This window comes from Methylophilus sp. YYY-1 (assembly GCF_029132825.1).
Taxonomy (GTDB): Bacteria; Pseudomonadota; Gammaproteobacteria; order Burkholderiales; family Methylophilaceae; genus Methylophilus; species Methylophilus glucosoxydans.
The window spans coordinates 840,573-859,117 of the sequence record NZ_WOVG01000001.1; the positions used below are offsets into that span (position 1 = coordinate 840,573).

General features: G+C 50.5%; 21 protein-coding genes and 1 pseudogene. 12 read left to right on the forward strand and 10 right to left on the reverse strand.

Translation table 11 applies throughout. The features are described 5' to 3' along the window. The first annotated feature begins 16 nt into the window (after positions 1 to 16). The 5 genes from GOC95_RS03920 to GOC95_RS03940 are packed head-to-tail and all read left to right on the forward strand — an operon-like array spanning position 17 to position 3,914. Positions 17 to 622: a YqgE/AlgH family protein gene (locus GOC95_RS03920; protein WP_194748241.1), complete on the forward strand. Its 606-nt coding sequence runs from the start codon at positions 17 to 19 to the stop codon at positions 620 to 622. Further along, the gene (ruvX, locus tag GOC95_RS03925) at positions 615 to 1,118 is read left to right on the forward strand and encodes a Holliday junction resolvase RuvX (RefSeq protein ID WP_194748242.1); all 504 of its coding nucleotides are present in this window, start codon (positions 615 to 617) and stop codon (positions 1,116 to 1,118) included. Before GOC95_RS03920 ends, ruvX begins: the two co-directional genes overlap by 8 nt. A gap of 12 nt (positions 1,119 to 1,130) precedes the next feature. Continuing rightward, complete coding sequence (pyrR, locus tag GOC95_RS03930; protein ID WP_275355899.1) at positions 1,131 to 1,664, forward strand: bifunctional pyr operon transcriptional regulator/uracil phosphoribosyltransferase PyrR; 534 nt, start codon at positions 1,131 to 1,133, stop codon at positions 1,662 to 1,664. Continuing rightward, a complete protein-coding gene (locus GOC95_RS03935; RefSeq protein ID WP_194748244.1) occupies positions 1,657 to 2,613 on the forward strand; it encodes an aspartate carbamoyltransferase catalytic subunit in 957 nt (318 codons plus the stop codon). The genes pyrR and GOC95_RS03935 overlap by 8 nt, the downstream gene beginning before the upstream one ends. Further along, complete coding sequence (locus GOC95_RS03940) at positions 2,610 to 3,914, forward strand: dihydroorotase (RefSeq protein ID WP_275355901.1); 1,305 nt, start codon at positions 2,610 to 2,612, stop codon at positions 3,912 to 3,914. Before GOC95_RS03935 ends, GOC95_RS03940 begins: the two co-directional genes overlap by 4 nt. A gap of 106 nt (positions 3,915 to 4,020) precedes the next feature. Here the strand turns inward: GOC95_RS03940 and GOC95_RS03945 are convergent, their stop codons facing one another. From GOC95_RS03945 to GOC95_RS03970, 6 genes are all read right to left on the reverse strand, one after another. Further along, positions 4,021 to 4,527, reverse strand: a complete 507-nt coding sequence (locus GOC95_RS03945; protein WP_275355903.1) for a PEP-CTERM sorting domain-containing protein — start codon at positions 4,525 to 4,527, stop codon at positions 4,021 to 4,023. Between the two features lie 200 nt (positions 4,528 to 4,727). Beyond that, on the reverse strand, positions 4,728 to 5,330 hold the full coding sequence (locus GOC95_RS03950) for a PEP-CTERM sorting domain-containing protein (RefSeq protein WP_275355905.1): 603 nt from the start codon (positions 5,328 to 5,330) through the stop codon (positions 4,728 to 4,730). 123 nt (positions 5,331 to 5,453) lie between these two features. Further along, the gene (locus GOC95_RS03955) at positions 5,454 to 6,251 is read right to left on the reverse strand and encodes a DUF1566 domain-containing protein (RefSeq protein ID WP_275355907.1); all 798 of its coding nucleotides are present in this window, start codon (positions 6,249 to 6,251) and stop codon (positions 5,454 to 5,456) included. 267 nt (positions 6,252 to 6,518) lie between these two features. Next, positions 6,519 to 7,724: a LuxR family transcriptional regulator gene (locus tag GOC95_RS03960; protein ID WP_275355909.1), complete on the reverse strand. Its 1,206-nt coding sequence runs from the start codon at positions 7,722 to 7,724 to the stop codon at positions 6,519 to 6,521. Positions 7,725 to 8,013: 289 nt separating this feature from the next. Then, entirely contained in the window at positions 8,014 to 9,177 is a 1,164-nt protein-coding gene (locus GOC95_RS03965; RefSeq protein WP_275355911.1) for a PilT/PilU family type 4a pilus ATPase, read from the reverse strand. A 9-nt stretch (positions 9,178 to 9,186) separates the two neighbouring features. Then, positions 9,187 to 10,230 carry a type IV pilus twitching motility protein PilT gene (locus tag GOC95_RS03970; protein ID WP_194748247.1) on the reverse strand — a complete coding sequence of 348 codons (1,044 nt, stop codon included), beginning with the start codon at positions 10,228 to 10,230 and terminating at the stop codon, positions 9,187 to 9,189. Between the two features lie 66 nt (positions 10,231 to 10,296). On the opposite strand from GOC95_RS03970, the gene GOC95_RS03975 reads away from it, so the two are divergent. Genes GOC95_RS03975 through GOC95_RS03985 form a run of 3 tightly spaced genes read left to right on the forward strand, consistent with a single transcriptional unit; the run spans position 10,297 to position 12,397 of the window. Next, the gene (locus GOC95_RS03975) at positions 10,297 to 11,013 is read left to right on the forward strand and encodes a YggS family pyridoxal phosphate-dependent enzyme (RefSeq protein WP_194748248.1); all 717 of its coding nucleotides are present in this window, start codon (positions 10,297 to 10,299) and stop codon (positions 11,011 to 11,013) included. 5 nt (positions 11,014 to 11,018) lie between these two features. Next, positions 11,019 to 11,849 carry a pyrroline-5-carboxylate reductase gene (proC, locus tag GOC95_RS03980; RefSeq protein WP_194748249.1) on the forward strand — a complete coding sequence of 277 codons (831 nt, stop codon included), beginning with the start codon at positions 11,019 to 11,021 and terminating at the stop codon, positions 11,847 to 11,849. 11 nt (positions 11,850 to 11,860) lie between these two features. Next, positions 11,861 to 12,397 (forward strand): YggT family protein, encoded by a 537-nt coding sequence (locus GOC95_RS03985; RefSeq protein ID WP_275355914.1) that lies wholly within the window; start codon positions 11,861 to 11,863, stop codon positions 12,395 to 12,397. Between the two features lie 71 nt (positions 12,398 to 12,468). Here the strand turns inward: GOC95_RS03985 and rng are convergent, their stop codons facing one another. Continuing rightward, on the reverse strand, positions 12,469 to 13,935 hold the full coding sequence (rng, locus tag GOC95_RS03990; RefSeq protein ID WP_275356386.1) for a ribonuclease G: 1,467 nt from the start codon (positions 13,933 to 13,935) through the stop codon (positions 12,469 to 12,471). 46 nt (positions 13,936 to 13,981) lie between these two features. After that, positions 13,982 to 14,548, reverse strand: a complete 567-nt coding sequence (locus GOC95_RS03995) for a Maf family protein (RefSeq protein WP_275356387.1) — start codon at positions 14,546 to 14,548, stop codon at positions 13,982 to 13,984. 176 nt (positions 14,549 to 14,724) lie between these two features. Here GOC95_RS03995 and GOC95_RS04000 point away from each other — a divergent pair, with 176 nt between their 5' ends. Then, positions 14,725 to 15,582, forward strand: a complete 858-nt coding sequence (locus GOC95_RS04000) for an ATP-binding protein (protein ID WP_275355916.1) — start codon at positions 14,725 to 14,727, stop codon at positions 15,580 to 15,582. Between the two features lie 3 nt (positions 15,583 to 15,585). After that, the gene (locus GOC95_RS04005; protein ID WP_275355918.1) at positions 15,586 to 16,536 is read left to right on the forward strand and encodes a Nudix family hydrolase; all 951 of its coding nucleotides are present in this window, start codon (positions 15,586 to 15,588) and stop codon (positions 16,534 to 16,536) included. On the opposite strand, the pseudogene GOC95_RS04010 reads toward GOC95_RS04005, so the two are convergent. After that, positions 16,535 to 16,777: pseudogene (locus GOC95_RS04010) on the reverse strand (IS110 family transposase); the annotation flags it as partial. The gene GOC95_RS04005 and the pseudogene GOC95_RS04010 sit on opposite strands and share 2 nt — an antisense overlap. 136 nt (positions 16,778 to 16,913) lie before the next feature. Between GOC95_RS04010 and GOC95_RS04015 the strand changes: the two are divergent. Further along, positions 16,914 to 17,369 (forward strand): hypothetical protein, encoded by a 456-nt coding sequence (locus GOC95_RS04015; protein WP_275355920.1) that lies wholly within the window; start codon positions 16,914 to 16,916, stop codon positions 17,367 to 17,369. A 388-nt stretch (positions 17,370 to 17,757) separates the two neighbouring features. After that, complete coding sequence (locus GOC95_RS04020) at positions 17,758 to 17,979, forward strand: VF530 family protein (RefSeq protein ID WP_275355922.1); 222 nt, start codon at positions 17,758 to 17,760, stop codon at positions 17,977 to 17,979. 116 nt (positions 17,980 to 18,095) lie between these two features. Here GOC95_RS04020 and GOC95_RS04025 read toward each other — a convergent pair whose 3' ends face one another. Then, positions 18,096 to 18,539: a copper chaperone PCu(A)C gene (locus GOC95_RS04025; protein WP_194748257.1), complete on the reverse strand. Its 444-nt coding sequence runs from the start codon at positions 18,537 to 18,539 to the stop codon at positions 18,096 to 18,098. Positions 18,540 to 18,545 lie beyond the last annotated feature (6 nt).

Here is an 18,545-nt window from a genome sequence, read left to right on the forward strand (position 1 = left end):
ATAAAGCCTATCCCCAATGAGTGAGCAACTGACTTTGAATGACCAGACAAGCCGTCTGGACCTGACCGGCCAAATCCTGATTGCCATGCCAGCCATGCAGGACCCCTACTTCAGCAAAAGCGTGATTCTGATCTGCAATCACGACGAAGATGGCGCCATGGGCATGATCCTCAACCATCCCTTGCAACTGAATGTGGGCGACCTGTTTGAACAGCTGGAGATGGAGTGCCATGTTGCGCAACAACAGGCGCGCCCGGTGCATTTTGGCGGGCCGGTTCAGGTAGAGCGTGGCTTTGTCCTGCATGCGCCAGCCACTGAATTTAATACCACTATGGGCTTGTCCGATAGGCTGGCCATGACCTCATCCAAGGATATCCTCGAAGCCGCCGCCCGTGATGAAGCGCCACAAGACATGTTTATTGCGCTCGGCTACACCGGCTGGGCAGCCGGTCAGCTGGAACAGGAAATCCAGGCCAATGCCTGGCTAACCCTGCCACTGGCAGATCACCACCAGCTGCACAAGTTGATTTTTAAATTACCCAGCGATGACAAGCTGTTCTGGGCCATGCAGCAATTAGGGGTGGACTTTGCCACCTTGTCCGAGGTTGCCGGGCATGCCTGATGCAACCAGGCTTGGCAAACAGCCACTTAACCAAAGCCATTTACCGATCACCCAGCGTCGCTATCCCGATATCACAGGCACCCTGCTGGCATTTGATTTTGGTGAAAAACGCATCGGCGTGGCCGTCGGTGACACCCTGCTCAAACTGGCACATCCACTGCTGACCATAGAGGCTGAAGAAAACGCCGCCAAGTTCGCGCAAATTGAATCCTTGCTAAAAGAATGGCAACCGGCGCTGCTGGTGGTTGGGCTACCCATGTCCCTGGATGGCGAGGCGCATGCCATGACGGCCTTGGCGCAAAAGTTTGCCCAGCGTCTCGAGGGCCGCTTTAACTTGCCGGTGGTGATGGTGGATGAACGCCTGTCTTCAGCGGAGGCCTCACAATCCCTGCGCGAAGCAGGCATCCGTGGCCGCGCGCAAAAGCAGATGCTGGATCAAGTTGCCGCCCAAACTATATTACAATCTTATTTTGATGCTTATCATGCACGTAAGTAGCACTGGATACTCATGACTTTACCTGATCCCGAACAATTACTTGATCATCTGTACGCTCAACTCAAACCGCGTATTCAGGCGGAAACGGCTCTGGTTGGCATTTATACGGGCGGCGTCTGGCTCATGCAAAAACTGTTGCAGCGCTTGCAGGCCGAGCTGGGGCAAGACATTGTGCATGGCAAGCTGGATGCAGCCATGTATCGCGATGATTATGCGCAACGTGGCCTCAAAACCGCTGCGCAGCCCGCGCAAATTCCGTTTGATGTAAACGGCAAGCACATCATCCTGATTGATGACATTTTTTATACCGGCCGCACCACACGTGCCGTCATGAATGAATTATTTGATTACGGCCGTCCGGCTTCGGTGCAATTGGCGGTACTGATTAACCGTGGTGGCGCCCAACTACCGATCCGCCCCGATATGACTGGCGCCGATCTGCCATTGCAGGCCAATCAATCGTTTGAACTGGCGATCAACACTCAGGGCAAACTGCACCTGAGCATTGCCACCTCGGCAGCGAATGGAGTGGATGCCCATGTATAACCCGCAACTCAACGCCCAGGGCCAGCTGCAACACTTGCTAAGCATCGAAGGTCTGCCCAAGCGCATCCTGACCGATATTCTGGACACCGCCGAAAACTTTGTCGGCGTTGCCGAACGCGAAGTGAAAAAAGTGCCGCTGCTGCGTGGCAAAACCGTCTGCAATATCTTTTTTGAAAACAGTACGCGTACGCGTACCACATTTGAGATTGCCGCCAAACGCCTGTCGGCCGATGTGCTCAACCTCAATGTCAGCACCTCTTCACAATCCAAAGGTGAGACCATTCTTGATACGGTGAACAACCTGATTGCCATGCATGCGGATATGTTTGTGGTCCGTCACCAGCAAAGCGGTGCCGCGCATTTCATTGCGCAACACGTGCCGCCACATATCAGCGTGATCAATGCCGGCGATGGCCGCCATGCGCACCCGACCCAAGGCTTGCTGGATGTATTCACTATCCGCAAATACAAGCCAGAGATGCACAACCTGCGCGTGGCGATTGTGGGCGACGTCTTGCATTCGCGCGTGGCCCGCAGTGAAATCCATGCGCTCACCACCCTGGGCGTCCCAGAAATCCGCGTAATCGCACCGCGCACCCTGTTGCCTGCCGATGTGGAAAAGCTTGGCGTGCAAGTGTTCCACAATATGGAACAAGGTCTCAAGGACGTGGACGTCGTCATGATGCTGCGCCTGCAAAACGAACGCATGTCTGGGGCCTTGTTGCCCAGCTCACAGGAGTTCTTCCAGACCTTTGGTTTGACCCCTGAACGCCTGGCACTGGCCAAGCCGGATGCGATTGTCATGCATCCGGGCCCGATGAACCGGGGGGTGGAAATTGATTCGGCAGTGGCGGACGGCAAACAATCCGTGATCCTGCCACAGGTTACGTATGGAATTGCAGTACGCATGGCGGTGATGGCAATTCTTGGAGGAGGCAACGCCGCATGAATATCCTGATTACACAGGGCCGCTTGATGGATGCCAGCCAGCAGCTGGATCAGGTGCAAGATCTTTATATCAGCGCAGGTAAGATTGTTGGCATGGGTGCAGCGCCCCAAGGTTTCCAACCAGACCAGACATTGGATGCCGAAGGCAAATGGGTGTTACCTGGCCTGGTGGATTTGTGTGCGCGCCTGCGGGAACCGGGCAGCGAATACAAAGCAACCTTACTAAGTGAGTTACGCGCCGCCATGGCGGGTGGCGTCACCAGTCTGGCCTGCCCGCCAGATACCGACCCGGTACTGGACGAACCCGGCCTGGTCGAGATGCTCAAGCACAGAGCGAAATCACATGCCCTCGCCCATGTCTATCCAATGGGCGCAGTGACACGGCAGCTTGAAGGCCATTTACTCACAGAAATGTTCGCCCTGACCACTGCCGGTTGTGTGGGCTTTTCACAGGCGGATACAGCGATTGTTGATACCCAGGTCCTGTGGCGGGCATTTGAATATGCCGCAACCTTCGGCTATACACTGTTCATGCGTGCCGAAGATCCGTACCTGGCAAAAAACGGGGTCGCCCATGATGGCGAAGTCGCCTCCAGACTGGGGCTCAAAGGCATCCCGGCGGCGGCAGAAAGCATTGCGCTGCAAACCATGCTGCGGATCGCCCAGGCCACAGGCGCCAAATTGCATATCGCCCGGGTCTCCACGGCTGAATCGGTTGAATTGATCAGGCAAGCCAAACAGACTGGCATGGCAGTGACAGCTGATGTCAGCATCCAGCACCTGCACCTGACGGATATGGATATCGGCTTTTTTGACAGCATGGTACATCTGAAACCGCCTGTACGCACCCAACGCGACCGTGACGCACTACGTGCTGGCTTGCTGGACGGTACGCTAGATGCAATTTGTTCGGATCATACGCCAGTCGATGATGACGCCAAAGCATTACCGTTTGCCGAGTCGCACCCTGGTGCCTCGGCGCTTGAGCTCTTGCTGCCACTGACCTTGAAATGGTCTGCGCAGGCCAAACTGGCCCCCTTGCAAGCCCTGGCCAAAGTCACGCAAATCCCCGCGCGGATTCTGGGTGTTAATGCAGGCACTTTGCAAACGGGTGCCACGGCCGACGTAGTGATTTACGACCCGGAAATGGAATGGCGCGTAGATGGTCGCGCCCTGCTCAGCCAGGGCAAGAATACGCCATTTGTGAATCACAGTCTGACCGGCAAGGTCACTGCAACCATTACGAAGGGCAATCTGGTGTTTCAGCAGGAAACCGTGCGACTGAATAGCCAATCCTTATAGATTGGGAGCAGGATCAGTGCCAAAATGAGGATGAATCTGCCCTAAGTTTTTAGGGCAGATTCTGACTTAATCAATGTTACGAACGAAAGGTTTGGTGTTCTTGTTACTAAGTCGCCTTTCGATTGCGACGTACCATAACACCCATCAAACCTAAACCCATTAGCAATAAAGCAAAACCTTCGGGCTCTGGTACGGGTGTAACACTAAATGTTGAGGTGAGTGTTTGGGTCATGGTGGTGTAGTCATCGACCCCTTTGTATGTGCCATACCCAGTTGCACCCGCAAATAAGCCTGTGCCGCCAGTGATCAGCAAATCGCCTGTATACCAAATTTTGCTAAACGGGGAAGCAATTGCAGGATCAGTATTCACCTCTGTCGCGTAAGGTCCGTTGGATAAAATGGTGCCAAAGATAGTATCACCATTTTTTAAAGTTTCGGTGAATTGACACATTCCCGCACAACTTAAGACACTTGTTGCCACGTTAAACAAAAACTCAGTTGAGGTCGTGAGCAAAGTCGAGAAAAGACTAGCATCCCCACTCACGAGATTAGTAGGCGATAAATTGACCGTGGTTTTGTAAAGAATATTGCTATAGCCCAGACCAGTATCCACTTCTGTGACTGTTTGCGAAAAAAGACCGCTGTAAGTTTACTCAACTTGATAGGTTGCAGCTTGTGCACTCATGACGAATACACTGCATACTGACAAACTAACAATAGCAAGAATTGAACGTATCGTTTTTGTGACTTGCATAAAATTCTCCTCAATTGATAAAAGTGAGGGGATGATGACCATCCCTGAGAAACAAAAATTCAAGCGGCTGTTTTATGGCGACGGCGAATCACAGGACCTAACACCCCCAAACCAGCTAATAGCAACGCCACACTTTCTGGTTCTGGAACTGCGGCTACTGCATAAATAGGGATGGAGAAGTAGCTGGGGCCGCCAACACCACTGATGCTCTCTGTGATTAATGGAAATTGATACTGGTCACTGTAGTAAGCGCCAAACAGAATCATGGCTCCAAAGCTTACTGGTGTTTGATAATCCATACCAAAACCAGTCGCACTTAAATTAACTGTTGAGGGTGTGGTAGATAAAAACTGAGTGCCATTAGAAAACTCGAAAGTTGGACTTGAAAGCGAAAACTCTCCAGAAATACCATCGGGGCCGCCATAATTCTGAACAAGAATATGAATATAGTTCTTCACACCGGATGTCAGGCTAGCAGTGATTGTTTGCAATGGTCCGCCAAAAAAAGTAGTTGATCCAATTAAGCTCCCCTGCACCGTATCATCAGTAGAAATAAAAATGTCGGCATAATCGTCTGCCCCTAATATAAAACTCACTGTTGAGCTTGCTTGCGCGGTCCCTAAACTGAACATCATTGCTGCGGTAAGAAATAGCTTATTCATAAAAACTCCTAAAGATGAAATGAAAAAAGAAATTTAAGTGATCGTTTGCTGCTCATTACTTTTATGCTCGCCAGCATAGTGGATAACTATTGCGGAGAACTCATGTTGAAACTGAAAAAAGTTTCAACCGCAACGGCGACGCACTACGCCAGCCACCACACCTAAACCAAGCAACAGCATCGCCACGCTTTCAGGCTCAGGCACCGCCGCGATTCGTCCGGGGCTCACAGCACACACAAAATTGTAATTAGCTTTTAGAGAACTACCCTGCTCACCATCATCGGCATCTAGTCTCCATGCCATGTCAAAACTAAGTGAATTTGCTTCAGTGTTGGTCCAAAAATTATCTTTGCGAACATTCTCAAATTTTTGGTCTGGGTCGCTAATACCATATCTCCCAAGGGTGCGGTTTCCATCGATATCAAAGGCTCCTTTACTACCCAATTCAGAATAAAATAGCTCTACCAGTTCATCGCCTGCGATAGTGCCATTGGTACTAGTGTTATAGCCCCTAGTTAGTGTCGCTACTGTTGGCAAACGCCACTGACTCGTCCCCGCGTATTTGATGCTATTAAGGTAGTTGATAAAAGCTATTGCACCAAACCAAGTCAATGAGCCATTTCCATTACTTCTAAAATCAGTGCTACTTAAAAAGTAAGTCCCAGATGGATTAAAAGTATTTGGTGTGTGCGTAATGGTTGGACTAGCCGCAATAATGGCATTCACCACCGTATTAAATCCTTGGCTGGCGAACATACTGCCTAACAAGTTTGCATCTTTGGTCCAAGTGACATTACTCACCGAGCTGTAGACGACCTCTTGACCACTGGCGGTATAGTTAGTGAGCGTGGCGTGTGCATGTGTGGCGACCAGAAACATCACGCCCGCAAGTAGCGGTTTGGTTGTTGTAATCAATTGCATGGGTGTACCCTTAGGATAAGAAGCCTGTAAAAGCAGGCGCCAGTGTTTTATATTTTGTTCTTCACAGCGTTGATCACTGGTCACGAGTTATGTGAGCTATGGTAGTGATGGAAATAAAATCGCACACCCCCCAACTGGGGGAGCAACCATTATTTTCATGAAAAGCTTTTGTGCCTAAGGGATGGAGTGAAATTAAAGTGTGTTGAATCAGCGCAAGAATTTAGAAACTACTGTGGTGCTGCGTTTGCTGCACACATCTATCGCAAGCTAATCAACATTCAAATTCTTAGCTGACTTTTGTAGGAAATTGCTCGGTAGATGTAACATGAGTCTAATCAATTCGGACTGCTGGTTAGTTGAAGTTTTTTGGTAAATTATTTGCAATTGTTTTCTTACTGTATCGTGTTTTAAACCAAGTCTTTGTGCAATTTCCTTTTGTGCAAAACCTTCCGCCAGTAATATTGCTATTCGACACTCAGCAGGTGTTAGACCAAATGCCGCGCTTAGAAGAGAGGCATCAACTTTGGGGGCAGATTCGGGGTGATAAAAAAAAATCATTACGAGTGGACGCAACCCATAAGCTCTCATTACTCTTTGTGGTGGCAACATTGTGTAAAAGGCATAAAGTGTCTTATGATCAGTTGAGGATGAAATTTGTAAGGTTTTAAAGTTAGAATTTTCATCAAAACTTGATGTTTTGATGGCGATTTCCATAACTGCACACTCATTCAAATAGATCTGTTGATATTTAGGCGGCATTTGTAAACGACCCTCCTTAATGCTAACTAAGTCAGTGACTTTTAGCATTTGTTTGGCCGATTCATTTGCATGCATTACTTCACCATGGACTGAAGTAAGTATGACAGGTTGTCTTAATTTATTGACTAGCGTGTGTCCGACCAACGCTTGAGTTGAATAAATAAAGTTCTGAATTGAAAGGCGACAAACCCTACACATATGAGGAAGTAGCTTATTTAGGAAATTAAGACACTCTTTGGAAATTGGCCCTTGTATAGGGCTAGTGAAAACCCCAAAGTAGACAACTGCACGCTCATCATCAACAAGCTTACATATGGAAGAATATTTAACATCGGCTGGCGCGAGAAATTCTTGGTAAATAGGATGTTTAGCCATAACCTCCTCACCAACTGTTTCATAATCATGAACCCAGTAACCTGGTAATTTATCAGTCAAATGTTGTAGCCGTAGCTCAACAAATTGATATTTATGCAAATATGCGAACTCGGACTCTACTGACACATTGGCATGTTCACTAAACGATATAGCATGATTACTTTTATCCTGTGCAATCATGTGAATAACCTTTATACCCAGCACTTTGCTCAAGTGAAGTAAAAATGGCTCCCAACCCGTTTCATCCTCGAGGCTTTGGTAAAGAAGCTCAGTCAGTTGATTAATACTTTCGTCAGAAAAATTGACTTGAATGTCATTTGAAGTTCTTACCGATTTCATGAATAACCCACTAAATTAGCTTTTAACTAAAAAAGCTGTCAAATAGAAATTCAGAGCACAAATACTCACATATATTAAATATTTGTATGGAAAATATCCATGCACAAATGGGGGGTATTGAAGCAACAAACGGTCACCAATTAACCAGCCACTTTTAACTGAGAGCAAGTGGTTTTGTGATAGGTTGGGAAGAAATCAGAATTATTTTGTTGAAAAAAATCTGCGGAGAAGGCGCTCATCAATGGTTGCCCCTACTAACGAGCATGTACAGAAAAAAGTATTTGATACCTTACAAAATATCCAGATCAGAAATCTTACTGCGTTCCTGATTTTCCGGGTTGGCAACTTTGCTGTTGAGTTTAAACTTGAGTCGCAAGTCGTTGACAGAGTCGGCATTGCGCAAGGCGTCTTCGTAACTGATCTGGCTGGTTTCAAACAGGTCAAACAAGGCCTGATCAAAGGTCTGCATGCCAAGCTCTCGGGATTTGGCCATGACTTCTTTAATGCCGTGTACATCACCTTTATAAATCAGGTCTGAAATCAGCGGTGAATGCAGCAGGACTTCGACGGCAGCCACCCGGCCCGAGCCATCCACTTTAGGAATCAACCGCTGTGAGGCAATACAGCGCAGGTTGAGCGACAGGTCCATCAGCAATTGCTGCCGGCGCTCTTCGGGAAAAAAGTTGATAATGCGGTCCAGCGCCTGGTTGGTGCTGTTGGCGTGCAAGGTGGCCAGACACAAGTGGCCGGTTTCAGAAAAGGCGATCGCGTAGTCCATGGTTTCACGGTCGCGGATTTCACCGATCATGATCACATCCGGTGCCTGACGTAGCGTGTTCTTGAGGGCGGCGTGCCAGTTGTCCGTATCCACGCCCACTTCACGCTGGGTGACAATACAGTTGCGGTGGCTATGCACAAACTCTACTGGGTCTTCAATGGTGATAATGTGGCCATAGCTGCTCTCATTGCGGTGCCCCAGCATGGCGGCCATTGAGGTCGACTTACCTGATCCCGTGCCGCCAACAAAAATAATCAGGCCGCGCTTTGCCATCACCACATCCTTGAGTACGGGCGGCAAGTTCAAATCATCAAATTTGGGGATATTGGTATTGATCACCCGAATCACCAGACCTACGGCACTGCGCTGCACAAAGGCATTGACGCGGAAACGGCCCACCGATGGCATGCTGATCGCAAAATTGCACTCCATGGTTTCTTTAAACTCTTGCGCTTGCTTGTCATTCATGACAGTACGCGCAATTTCGGCCGTTTGCTGGGTACTCAAACTTTGTGAGGTAATCGGTGTGAGCTTGCCATCAATCTTCATGGCCGGCGGAAAGCCTGCGGTAATAAACAAATCCGAGGCTTTACGCGTGACCATGAGCTTCAACAGGTCATTAATAAATTTCTCGGTTTGCGCGTGATCGGCGCCGGTCTGCATGCTGCTATCCATCTTTAATATTTATCCGATAATGCCATCACGGTTAGCCGCTTTGGTACGCGCCTCATCGGCGCTGATGACGTTGCGTCGCACCAGATCTTGCAGATTCTGGTCCAGCGTTTGCATGCCCACACTTTGGCCCGTCTGAATTGCCGAATACATCTGCGCAATCTTGTTTTCGCGAATCAGGTTACGGATGGCGGGGGTTCCGATCATGATTTCATGGGCAGCCACCCGGCCCTGCTCGTCTTTGGTTTTACACAGGGTTTGCGAGATCACGGCGCGTAAAGACTCTGAGAGCATGGAGCGCACCATTTCCTTTTCTGCCGCCGGGAACACATCGACTACCCGGTCTATGGTCTTGGCCGCAGAGCTGGTATGCAGGGTCCCAAATACCAGGTGACCGGTTTCGGCCGCAGTCAGCGCCAGGCGGATGGTTTCCAGGTCACGCATTTCACCCACCAGAATCACATCCGGGTCTTCACGCAAGGCTGACCGCAGCGCGTTTTCAAACGACATGGTATGCGGCCCGACTTCACGCTGGTTAATCAATGACTTTTTCGAGGTATGCACAAATTCGATCGGGTCTTCCACGGTCAGGATATGCGACATCTGGGATTCATTAATGTAATCAATCATCGCCGCCAGTGTGGTCGATTTACCGGAACCGGTCGGCCCGGTCACCAGCACAATACCACGCGGCGTATCGGCCAGGTCCTTGAACACGCGTGGGGCGTTAAGCTCTTCCAGCGTCAGCACCTTGCTTGGAATGGTACGGAATACCGCACCGGCGCCGCGCTGGTGGTTAAATGCATTGACCCGGAAACGCGCCAGGTCAGGGATCTCGAATGAAAAATCGCATTCCAGTTTTTCTTCATACACTTTGCGCTGGCTGTCATTCATGATGTCGTACAACATGCTATGTACTTCAGCATGATCCATGGCGGGCAAGTTGATTTTACGCACATCGCCATGCACGCGTATCATCGGTGGCAAACCGGCTGACAAATGCAAGTCTGAGGCTTTGTTTTTAACTGAAAACGCCAATAAATCTGAAATATCCACAATCCACTCCAGTGATTATTTATATAATGTTATTTTTTACCGCTACCCGGCACCGTGTTGCTTCCCATGACTGATATCGCTGACAATCTGGCACTCATCCGCCAACAACTGGCCCAGGCACGTGCAAGCTACCAGGCCACACAATCGGTCACTTTATGTGCGGTAAGTAAAGCACAACCTGCCTCGGCTCTCAGGGAGGCCTATCAGGCCGGTCAATCGGTGTTTGGTGAAAACTACCTGCAAGAAGCGCTCGCCAAACAACAGCAACTGCAGGACTGTGCGATAGCATGGCATTTTATTGGCCCGATTCAAAGCAACAAAACACAGCCAATTGCCTGTCATTTCGATTGGGTGCATTCGGTGGACCGCCTTAAAATTGCACAACGCTTGTCTGACGCGCGCCCTGCAGACATGGCGCCTTTGAATATTTGCCTGCAAGTCAATATTAGCCAGGAATCAAGCAAAAGTGGTGCCAGCGCTCAAGAGGTGCTGGATCTGGCTTTAAATATCAGGCAGTTACCGCGCTTGCATTTGCGCGGCCTGATGGCGATTCCGGCCCCAGTGGAAGATTTCGACCAGCAACGTGACCAATTTCGGCAGGTACGGGCCCTGTTTGATCACCTGAATGCGCATGGCTTGCAGCTGGATACCCTCTCCATTGGCATGAGCGGTGACTTTGCCGCAGCCATTGCCGAAGGCGCGACGCTGGTGCGCATCGGCACAGCCATTTTTGGCGCCCGCCCGCGCAAACCCGATAACGACTCAGTTAAAGAAGGAACTTGAATACCATGCAATCACTGTCAGCCACCCGCATCGCCTTTATTGGCGGCGGCAATATGGCACAAGCCCTGATGATAGGCCTGCAACAACGAGGCTTTGCCATGTCACACATTACCGTGATTGACCCAGACACCAGCAAGCATGCTTCGCTACACGCCAAATTAGGCGTGCAAACCAGCGCGGCGCTGTCGGCAGCCTCACTGGCAGCTGAAGTTGTGGTGCTGGCGGTCAAACCACAGCAATTGCAGGCGGTGGCACACTCGCTGGCTCCCTACTTACAATCACAATTGGTGATCTCAGTTGCCGCCGGCATCCGCACTGGCGACTTGTGCCGCTGGTTAGGCGGCTACCAGACGCTGATTCGCACCATGCCCAATACGCCTGCGCAAATTCAGGCGGGCATTACTGGCGCTTATGCCCTGCCAGCCGTCTCAGCGGGCCAGCGTGACGTTGCCGACCAGTTGTTGCAAGCGGCGGGTGAAGTGGTTTGGCTAGAAGCTGAAGACCAGCTGGATGCGGTGACCGCGATTTCAGGCAGTGGTCCGGCTTATGTCTTTTTGATGATAGAAGCACTCACCGCGGCAGGGGTCGCTTTAGGACTGAGCGAAGCCCAGTCACAACAACTCAGCCTGGCCACATTCAAAGGCGCCAGCTTGCTCGCGGCCTCGAGCCCTACCCCAGTGGCGACGCTGCGTGAACAAGTGACCTCCAAGGGCGGCACTACCGAACAAGGCCTGCTCAGTATGCGCGAGCACGATATTCATGGCATGATGCAACATGCCGCGGCACAAGCAGCACGCCGCGCCAAAGAACTCGGCGATCAATTGGGAGCACAATAATGTTGCAAAACATGACAACTTTTTTACTGAATGCAGTATTTGGTATTCTGACTTTTTTACTGGTATTGCGTTTTTTAATGCAGTGGACAAGGACCTCGTTCCAGAATCCGCTGGGGCAAATGGCCATGGCGCTGACTGACTTTATGGTGAAGCCGGCCCGCAAACTGATTCCCCCTGCCCGACAGCTGGATTTATCAACCCTGTTGCTGGCCTGGCTGGTACAAGTAATTCTGTTCGCCTTGCTGACCTTGCTTGTAGCCGCCCCAGTGTCCCCGGTGTTTTGGTTCTGGCAGGCCTTTGTCGCCGTCCTGGGGCAAATGCTGGATGTGTTTTTTTACGCCATTTTGCTCATGGCCATTTTAAGCTGGATCAATCCATACAGCCCGATTTATGGCGTGCTGAACCAGTTATCAGCGCCTATCCTCAATCCGTTGCGTAATGTCTTGCCTTCGATTCAGGGATTCGATTTTTCCGCGCTGGTCGCCTTGCTGTTGTTGCAAATGCTCAGCCGTATCGTGCTGCCAGGGTTGGCGGGCGGCATGCTGTAACACGCATACGCAGTGCTGCGCGTCTCGCGGACGGCCTTATCTCTGGCCGTCCTCTCCAGAACAACAATTTTCTAGACCCAAACGATATCAAACTCTTCGCGGCCGTATTGCGTATCCGGGTGCAGCGACACCGGCCGTTTGATAAAGTCTGACAGATTGGCCAGGCTTTGTGACTCTTCATCGCCCAGCATATTGATCACCTCGGGCGAGGCCAGAATCTTGAACTCTTTGGCATTTTTAAACTGCTTGGACTCACGCAATAACTCACGCATGATTTCATAGCAAATGGTCTGGGCGGTCTTGAGCTCACCACGCCCCTGGCAAACCTGACACGATTCACACAGCAAATGCGCCAGGCTCTCGCGCGTCCGTTTGCGCGTGAGCTCCACCAGCCCAAGGGCAGAAAACCCGTTCACATTAATCCGCGCACGGTCCAGCGTCACAGCACTGCGCAACTCTTCCAGCACTGCCGCACGTTGTGCATCCTCATCCATATCAATAAAGTCGATGATAATGATGCCGCCCAGGTTACGCAGGCGTAGCTGACGGGCAATCGCTTGCGCCGCCTCCAGATTGGTTTTGAAAATGGTATCAGACAGGTTTTTACCACTGACAAAACTGCCGGTGTTCACATCCACCGTGGTCAGTGCCTCAGTCTGGTCAAAAATCAGGTAACCGCCTGATTTGAGCTCCACCTTGCGCGCCAACGCCTTTTCGATTTCGTTTTCAATATCGTAAAACTCAAACAGCGAGCGTTCGCCTTTGTAGTGCGTCAGCGGTTTTACCGCATGCGAGACGTAGAGTTCGGCAAACTCTTTTAGCCGCTCAAACATCTCGCGCGAATCGACACGGATGCTTGTGGTTTCGGTACACACCACATCACGCAAAATGCGTCGCGGCAAACTGAGGTCATAAAAAATCAGCGAGCGTTCACCGACATTGGTGCTCTCGGTCTGGATTTTTTGCCACACTTTGCGCAAATACTCGATGTCGGCCAACAATTCCTGATCGGTCGCATTTTCTGACATGGTGCGGATGATATAGCCACCTTCGCGTGCTTCAGGCAACAAGCCGAGCAAACGATTGCGCAAAAACTCGCGTTCTTCTTCGTGATCAATGCGCTGCGATACGCCGATATGTTTCTGGTAAGGCAAATAGACCAAAAAACGGCCGGCAATGCTGATTTCAGTGGTCAGGCGTGCGCCTTTGGTGCCTATCGCCTCTTTAATCACCTGGACGATAATCGACTGGCCTTCATGCAACACTTCCTGAATCGGGCGGTCAGTCTTTACCGCGCCCTCCTCGGTATGACATTCCATGATATCGGCCGCATGCAAAAAGGCCGCACGCGGCAGGCCGATCTCGACAAAGGCAGATTGCATGCCCGGCAACACGCGCACAACAGTACCACGATAAATATTACCGACAATCCCCAGCGAAGAGGCGCGTTCAATGTGCAACTCCTGGACGATGCCCTGCTCCAGAATCGCCACGCGCGTTTCCTGCGGCGTGACGTTAATCAATACTTCCTGTGCCAACGACATAGTGCTTATCCAATCCCGAATCTATTTTTTTGATAGCAGTTTACCATGCGTTCAGCAGCTGCGCCGTTTCATGCAGCGGCAAACCCATCACCCCGCTATAACTGCCCTCAATGCGCGCAATCCAGGCCCCGGCACGGCCCTGAATGCCATACGCCCCGGCCTTGTCCATGGGCTCCCCAGAAGCCACATAGTCTTGTAGCACAGCCAATGGTACAGACATCATATGCACCCGCGTGGTACTCAACAAGCACTGCGCTTTACCCTCGTGCATCACCGCCACCGCCGTGTGCACCTCATGCAAGCTGCCACTTAGCCGCGTCAGCATAGCCAGCGCTTCCGCCGCATGCGCCGGCTTGCCCAATATCTCGTTGCCTAGCGCGACCGTGGTATCTGCCGCTAGAATCGGCAACCCGCGGTGACCATGCTCTGCATGGATCGCTTTTGCCTTGGCTAGCGCCAGGCGCTGCACATACCGGGCAGGATCTTCTCCCGGCCAACACGACTCATCAATATCCGCGGGCATGATGTCGCAGCTTACGCCCAATTGCGCCAGTAACTCGACGCGGCGTGGGCTACGCGAGGCCAAAATAATCTTGCGATTGTTCATCATTCTCTGTCTTTATCAAATGCAAAACATCCAGCGCTGAGCACCAACTTGGGCTGCCAATCATTAAAACGCTATTATGGCTTATTCCAACCCCGGTTTAGCGAGACTTTGCAAGTTTCGCTAGCCCCGGCCGCTTTGTGTACAATACCTTCTCGTTTCACACTTGCAGCCTCGCCATGAATGCCATCGAACAGCTGATACAACGCGCCGACCAACTGATTACAAGACTTGAGCACCTGTTGCCCACCCCACCTGCTGAGCCAGACTGGCAAGCCGTGGCCTGGCGCTGGGTCAAGCACAACGGACAAGGCCAGTTACAGGCCGTCGGGCATCCACACCAGATTCTGCTGGACGATATCCGCTTTATAGACCGGCAAAAAAATGAGGTGGTACGTAATACGCGCCAGTTTTTACAAGGCCTGCCAGCCAACCACGTGTTGCTGACAGGCGCACGCGGCACCGGTAAATCCTCGCTAGTAAAGGCCGTGCTCAACGCTTACGCCAGTGAGGGCTTGCGTCTGATAGAAGTCGAAAAACAAGACCTCACAGACTTGCCACAAATCACTCAATTGATACGCAACCGCCCGGAAAAGTTTATTATTTTTTGTGATGACCTCACCTTTGAAGCCAACGACATCGGCTATAAAGCCCTTAAAGTCATCCTCGATGGGTCGATTGAAAACGCCTCGTCCAACCTGCTGGTCTACGCTACATCTAACCGCAAAAACCTGATGCCGGAATATATGTCTGACAATCAACCGATTGTAGATAACGGTGAAATCCGCCAGAACGACACCATAGACGAAAAAACCTCGCTGGCAGAGCGCTTTGGTTTATGGCTCTCGTTTTACAGTTTTGACCAGGACGAATATCTCAATATTGCCGCCCACTGGCTACACACCTTTGGCATCACAATGGATGAGACAGCCCGTCATGCCGCCCTGCAGTTTTACCATACGCGCGGCGCCCGCAGCGGCCGTGTCGCCTATCAGTTTGCCAAAGACTATGCCGGCCAACTGCAACTGAAATCCTGAGCCATGACAAAACTCGTCCAAGTTGCCGTCGCTATCCTGATCCGCCCCAATGGCGAATACCTGCTCGCCAGCCGTCCCAACGGCAAAGGCTGGGCTGGCTGGTGGGAATTCCCCGGCGGCAAAATCGAATCTGGCGAAACACCAGAAAATGCCTTGATCCGAGAATCGCAAGAGGAACTCGGCATTACGCCCACCCAGATTCAACCCTGGATAAAACGCCGCTACGACTACCCGGCCACGCATGACGCCGAAGCCAAAACCGTGCTGCTGCATTTCTTTTTTGTGCATGCCTGGCAAGGCGAATTACAAGCGCGAGAAGGCCAACAGTTTGCCTGGCAGCACCCACGCATACTCAACGTCAGCCCGGTGCTACCTGCCAATGCACCGATCATGCAAGCCCTCAGCCTGCCGCCTGTGTATGCCATCAGCAATCTCCAGGAAATGGGTGAACACGCATTCTTGCAAGCGTTAAAGCAGCAGCTCGACCATGGCCTGCAATTGCTGCAAATCCGCGAATCGCAGCTTGATGACGCAGCACTCGCCAAATTGAGCGAGGAAGTATTACAGCTATGTGCGCCTTATGACTGCCGCTGCTTACTCAATGGTAGCCCCGAACAAGCATTACAACTCGGCTACCACGGCGTGCATTTAAATAGCCAGCGCCTGATGGCACTCACACAAAAACCGGATAACTTGTTAGTAGGTGCCTCTTGCCATAACCGCGTAGAGTTAGCGCAAGCACAATCATTACAACTACACTTTGCAATGCTCTCGCCTGTGCTACCGACAAAAAGTCACCCTGAAGCAAGTGGACTAGGCTGGGAGCAATTTGGTGAAATGTTAAATGGGCTTGAGATTCCAGTGTATGCACTGGGTGGGATGCATTTTGAACATCTATCACATGCGCAATCCTGTGGTGCGCGTGGCATTGCTATGCAACGTGCGATCTGGTAGCAACAAACTTGGGCGCCATGAGCTGTACCGTATGCCCATACTGGCTAAACAAACATGCCCAGTGATGTGCACCTGTACAGGCTTCCATTCCAATGAGGCAAGGCAGTAAGTTGGCGACAATGGAGAGTAGTTGATCCCTTGGAACGCGTGGCTTAATTAAAACCGCATGACCTTGGTTGTCAACGCCGTGCAAAGCGAATATATTCTGGGCTAAATCAATCTCTAGTGTGACAATATTCATGGACTTCCCCTATCAATGGCGTGATGAAGTGTGGAAACTCAATCATTGCAGTTTTAACTGCTCGCGGCTTCCGCCGCAAACTCGGGACGGGGAAGTCCCTTTCATTCGTTAGGCCCTCTAAAAAGGCATAGTGACAATGGATGAGGTAGAGGTGCTCACTTCAAGCCACGACTTGGATGACTACGACATCCTTTCTACCAACACACTAAGCATTGCCGTTCCATATAAAACTACTGAAAGCCTGAGAAAGCTTCTATGGGCCGTATTTGCTTCACCATTTCTTGCCATTAGTTTTTTTATTGCTAAATATATGCGCAAAAAACTACTATCTTCTGGTGCTTACGTTTTGGGTTTATCTTTATTAACCTCAATAGTAATTGCACCAGTTCCTACTCCAATCATTACTTTTTTCGTTCCTCTTATCTCGCTGCTTTTTAAACCAGTTCCATACAATCAATTCTTTGCTCCAATTTGGCACTTTGCAGCAGTATCATTTACTCTTAGTTGGTTTGTAAGTTTCGTTGTTTTATCACGTTACTTAAAACCGTCTAACCCATCATTCAAGCGGGATTGGCAAAAGCCAGCCCCTTAATTCAAACTAAAAGGGCTTCCCCATTTTAAGTAATAGCTATCTGCAATGTTTTTGTGTGTTTAAGCTTTTCAGTGCATAAGTATCCTTTGCTGTAGCCAGTGTTAAGCGAGAAGGTGAAGGACTGCGGTACTACAACCGGTCATATTGGGCATGATTGGCCCGGACCCTGATGAAAGACGCGCGTCGAGGCCTGATTCGTTAGTCGGGATGATCTTGCTCCCCCTAAAATTAATCAGGTACGCCCGGTGCGGGTCCAACCCGCTGCTTATCAACGCTGGCAGTTCAGCTGTGATGCAAACACTTGCATTCAAAATAAGGATATTGAGGCTTTAAACATATAAAGTGCTACCATCGAACTATCGAATGACCTTGATATGGCTTTTATCAAATGAACACAGAACAACCGAACAATCCATTGCACGGTATCACGCTTGCAGAAGTGGTTGAGCAATTAGTGGCGCATTACGGCTGGGAGGCCCTGGCATCGAGGATCAATATCAATTGCTTTAAAAGTGACCCTTCCATCAAGTCTAGCTTGAAGTTTTTGCGCAGAACGCCTTGGGCACGGGCTGAGGTGGAGGCGTTGTTTTTGCGGACGTTTTCAAACTAAACGATTCTTACACCTGCCCGAGTTGGCAGTTTGTTACTGCCGATTTTCCCATTATAAAAAAGCCAGCAAACGCTGGCTTTTTGCTGGTGATTCTGTCATATCGCAGATAAGTATGTTTAGGGCGCTGCCTTCACGGGCATGGTGACAAACTGATCGGTGATGTTGCCTTGTTTATCTTTAAAGCACAGCCTGAACTTGACCTGCTCACCGGCTTTAAACGGGGTGGGCAATTCAAACAGCATCAAATGCAATCCACCTGGCGCCAGCTTGACGGGCTTGCCCGCAGGGACAGGCAACGCTTCCATACTGCGCATTTTCATGACACCGTTTTGCATGGTCATGCTGTGCATTTCTACGCTCTCTGCACGCTCGGTTTCAATGTAGACCAGAGTGACGTCTTGCGGGCTGGTGAGCGTGAGGTAGGCGGCGCCAACGGATTGGCCGGGATTGGAGGCGCGCACCCAGGCATCGGTGAGTTTGACTTCTGCATGTGCAAAGGCCGTGGAGGCTAACAGGCACAAGCTCGCGAGCAATTTCAGGCAGAGGTGTTTTGTTTGCATACTTAA

What these genes read in the sequence shown, in the direction of transcription:
- GOC95_RS03920 (WP_194748241.1), top strand. Translation starts at nt 17, where the DNA reads ATGAGTGAGCAACTGACTTTGAATGACCAGACAAGCCGTCTGGACCTG.
- ruvX (WP_194748242.1), top strand. Translation starts at nt 615, where the DNA reads ATGCCTGATGCAACCAGGCTTGGCAAACAGCCACTTAACCAAAGCCAT.
- pyrR (WP_275355899.1), top strand. Translation starts at nt 1,131, where the DNA reads ATGACTTTACCTGATCCCGAACAATTACTTGATCATCTGTACGCTCAA.
- GOC95_RS03935 (WP_194748244.1), top strand. Translation starts at nt 1,657, where the DNA reads ATGTATAACCCGCAACTCAACGCCCAGGGCCAGCTGCAACACTTGCTA.
- GOC95_RS03940 (WP_275355901.1), top strand. Translation starts at nt 2,610, where the DNA reads ATGAATATCCTGATTACACAGGGCCGCTTGATGGATGCCAGCCAGCAG.
- GOC95_RS03950 (WP_275355905.1), bottom strand. Translation starts at nt 5,330, where the DNA reads ATGAATAAGCTATTTCTTACCGCAGCAATGATGTTCAGTTTAGGGACC.
- GOC95_RS03955 (WP_275355907.1), bottom strand. Translation starts at nt 6,251, where the DNA reads ATGCAATTGATTACAACAACCAAACCGCTACTTGCGGGCGTGATGTTT.
- GOC95_RS03960 (WP_275355909.1), bottom strand. Translation starts at nt 7,724, where the DNA reads ATGAAATCGGTAAGAACTTCAAATGACATTCAAGTCAATTTTTCTGAC.
- GOC95_RS03965 (WP_275355911.1), bottom strand. Translation starts at nt 9,177, where the DNA reads ATGGATAGCAGCATGCAGACCGGCGCCGATCACGCGCAAACCGAGAAA.
- GOC95_RS03975 (WP_194748248.1), top strand. Translation starts at nt 10,297, where the DNA reads ATGACTGATATCGCTGACAATCTGGCACTCATCCGCCAACAACTGGCC.
- proC (WP_194748249.1), top strand. Translation starts at nt 11,019, where the DNA reads ATGCAATCACTGTCAGCCACCCGCATCGCCTTTATTGGCGGCGGCAAT.
- GOC95_RS03985 (WP_275355914.1), top strand. Translation starts at nt 11,861, where the DNA reads ATGACAACTTTTTTACTGAATGCAGTATTTGGTATTCTGACTTTTTTA.
- GOC95_RS03995 (WP_275356387.1), bottom strand. Translation starts at nt 14,548, where the DNA reads ATGAACAATCGCAAGATTATTTTGGCCTCGCGTAGCCCACGCCGCGTC.
- GOC95_RS04000 (WP_275355916.1), top strand. Translation starts at nt 14,725, where the DNA reads ATGAATGCCATCGAACAGCTGATACAACGCGCCGACCAACTGATTACA.
- GOC95_RS04005 (WP_275355918.1), top strand. Translation starts at nt 15,586, where the DNA reads ATGACAAAACTCGTCCAAGTTGCCGTCGCTATCCTGATCCGCCCCAAT.
- GOC95_RS04015 (WP_275355920.1), top strand. Translation starts at nt 16,914, where the DNA reads ATGGATGAGGTAGAGGTGCTCACTTCAAGCCACGACTTGGATGACTAC.
- GOC95_RS04020 (WP_275355922.1), top strand. Translation starts at nt 17,758, where the DNA reads ATGAACACAGAACAACCGAACAATCCATTGCACGGTATCACGCTTGCA.
- GOC95_RS04025 (WP_194748257.1), bottom strand. Translation starts at nt 18,539, where the DNA reads ATGCAAACAAAACACCTCTGCCTGAAATTGCTCGCGAGCTTGTGCCTG.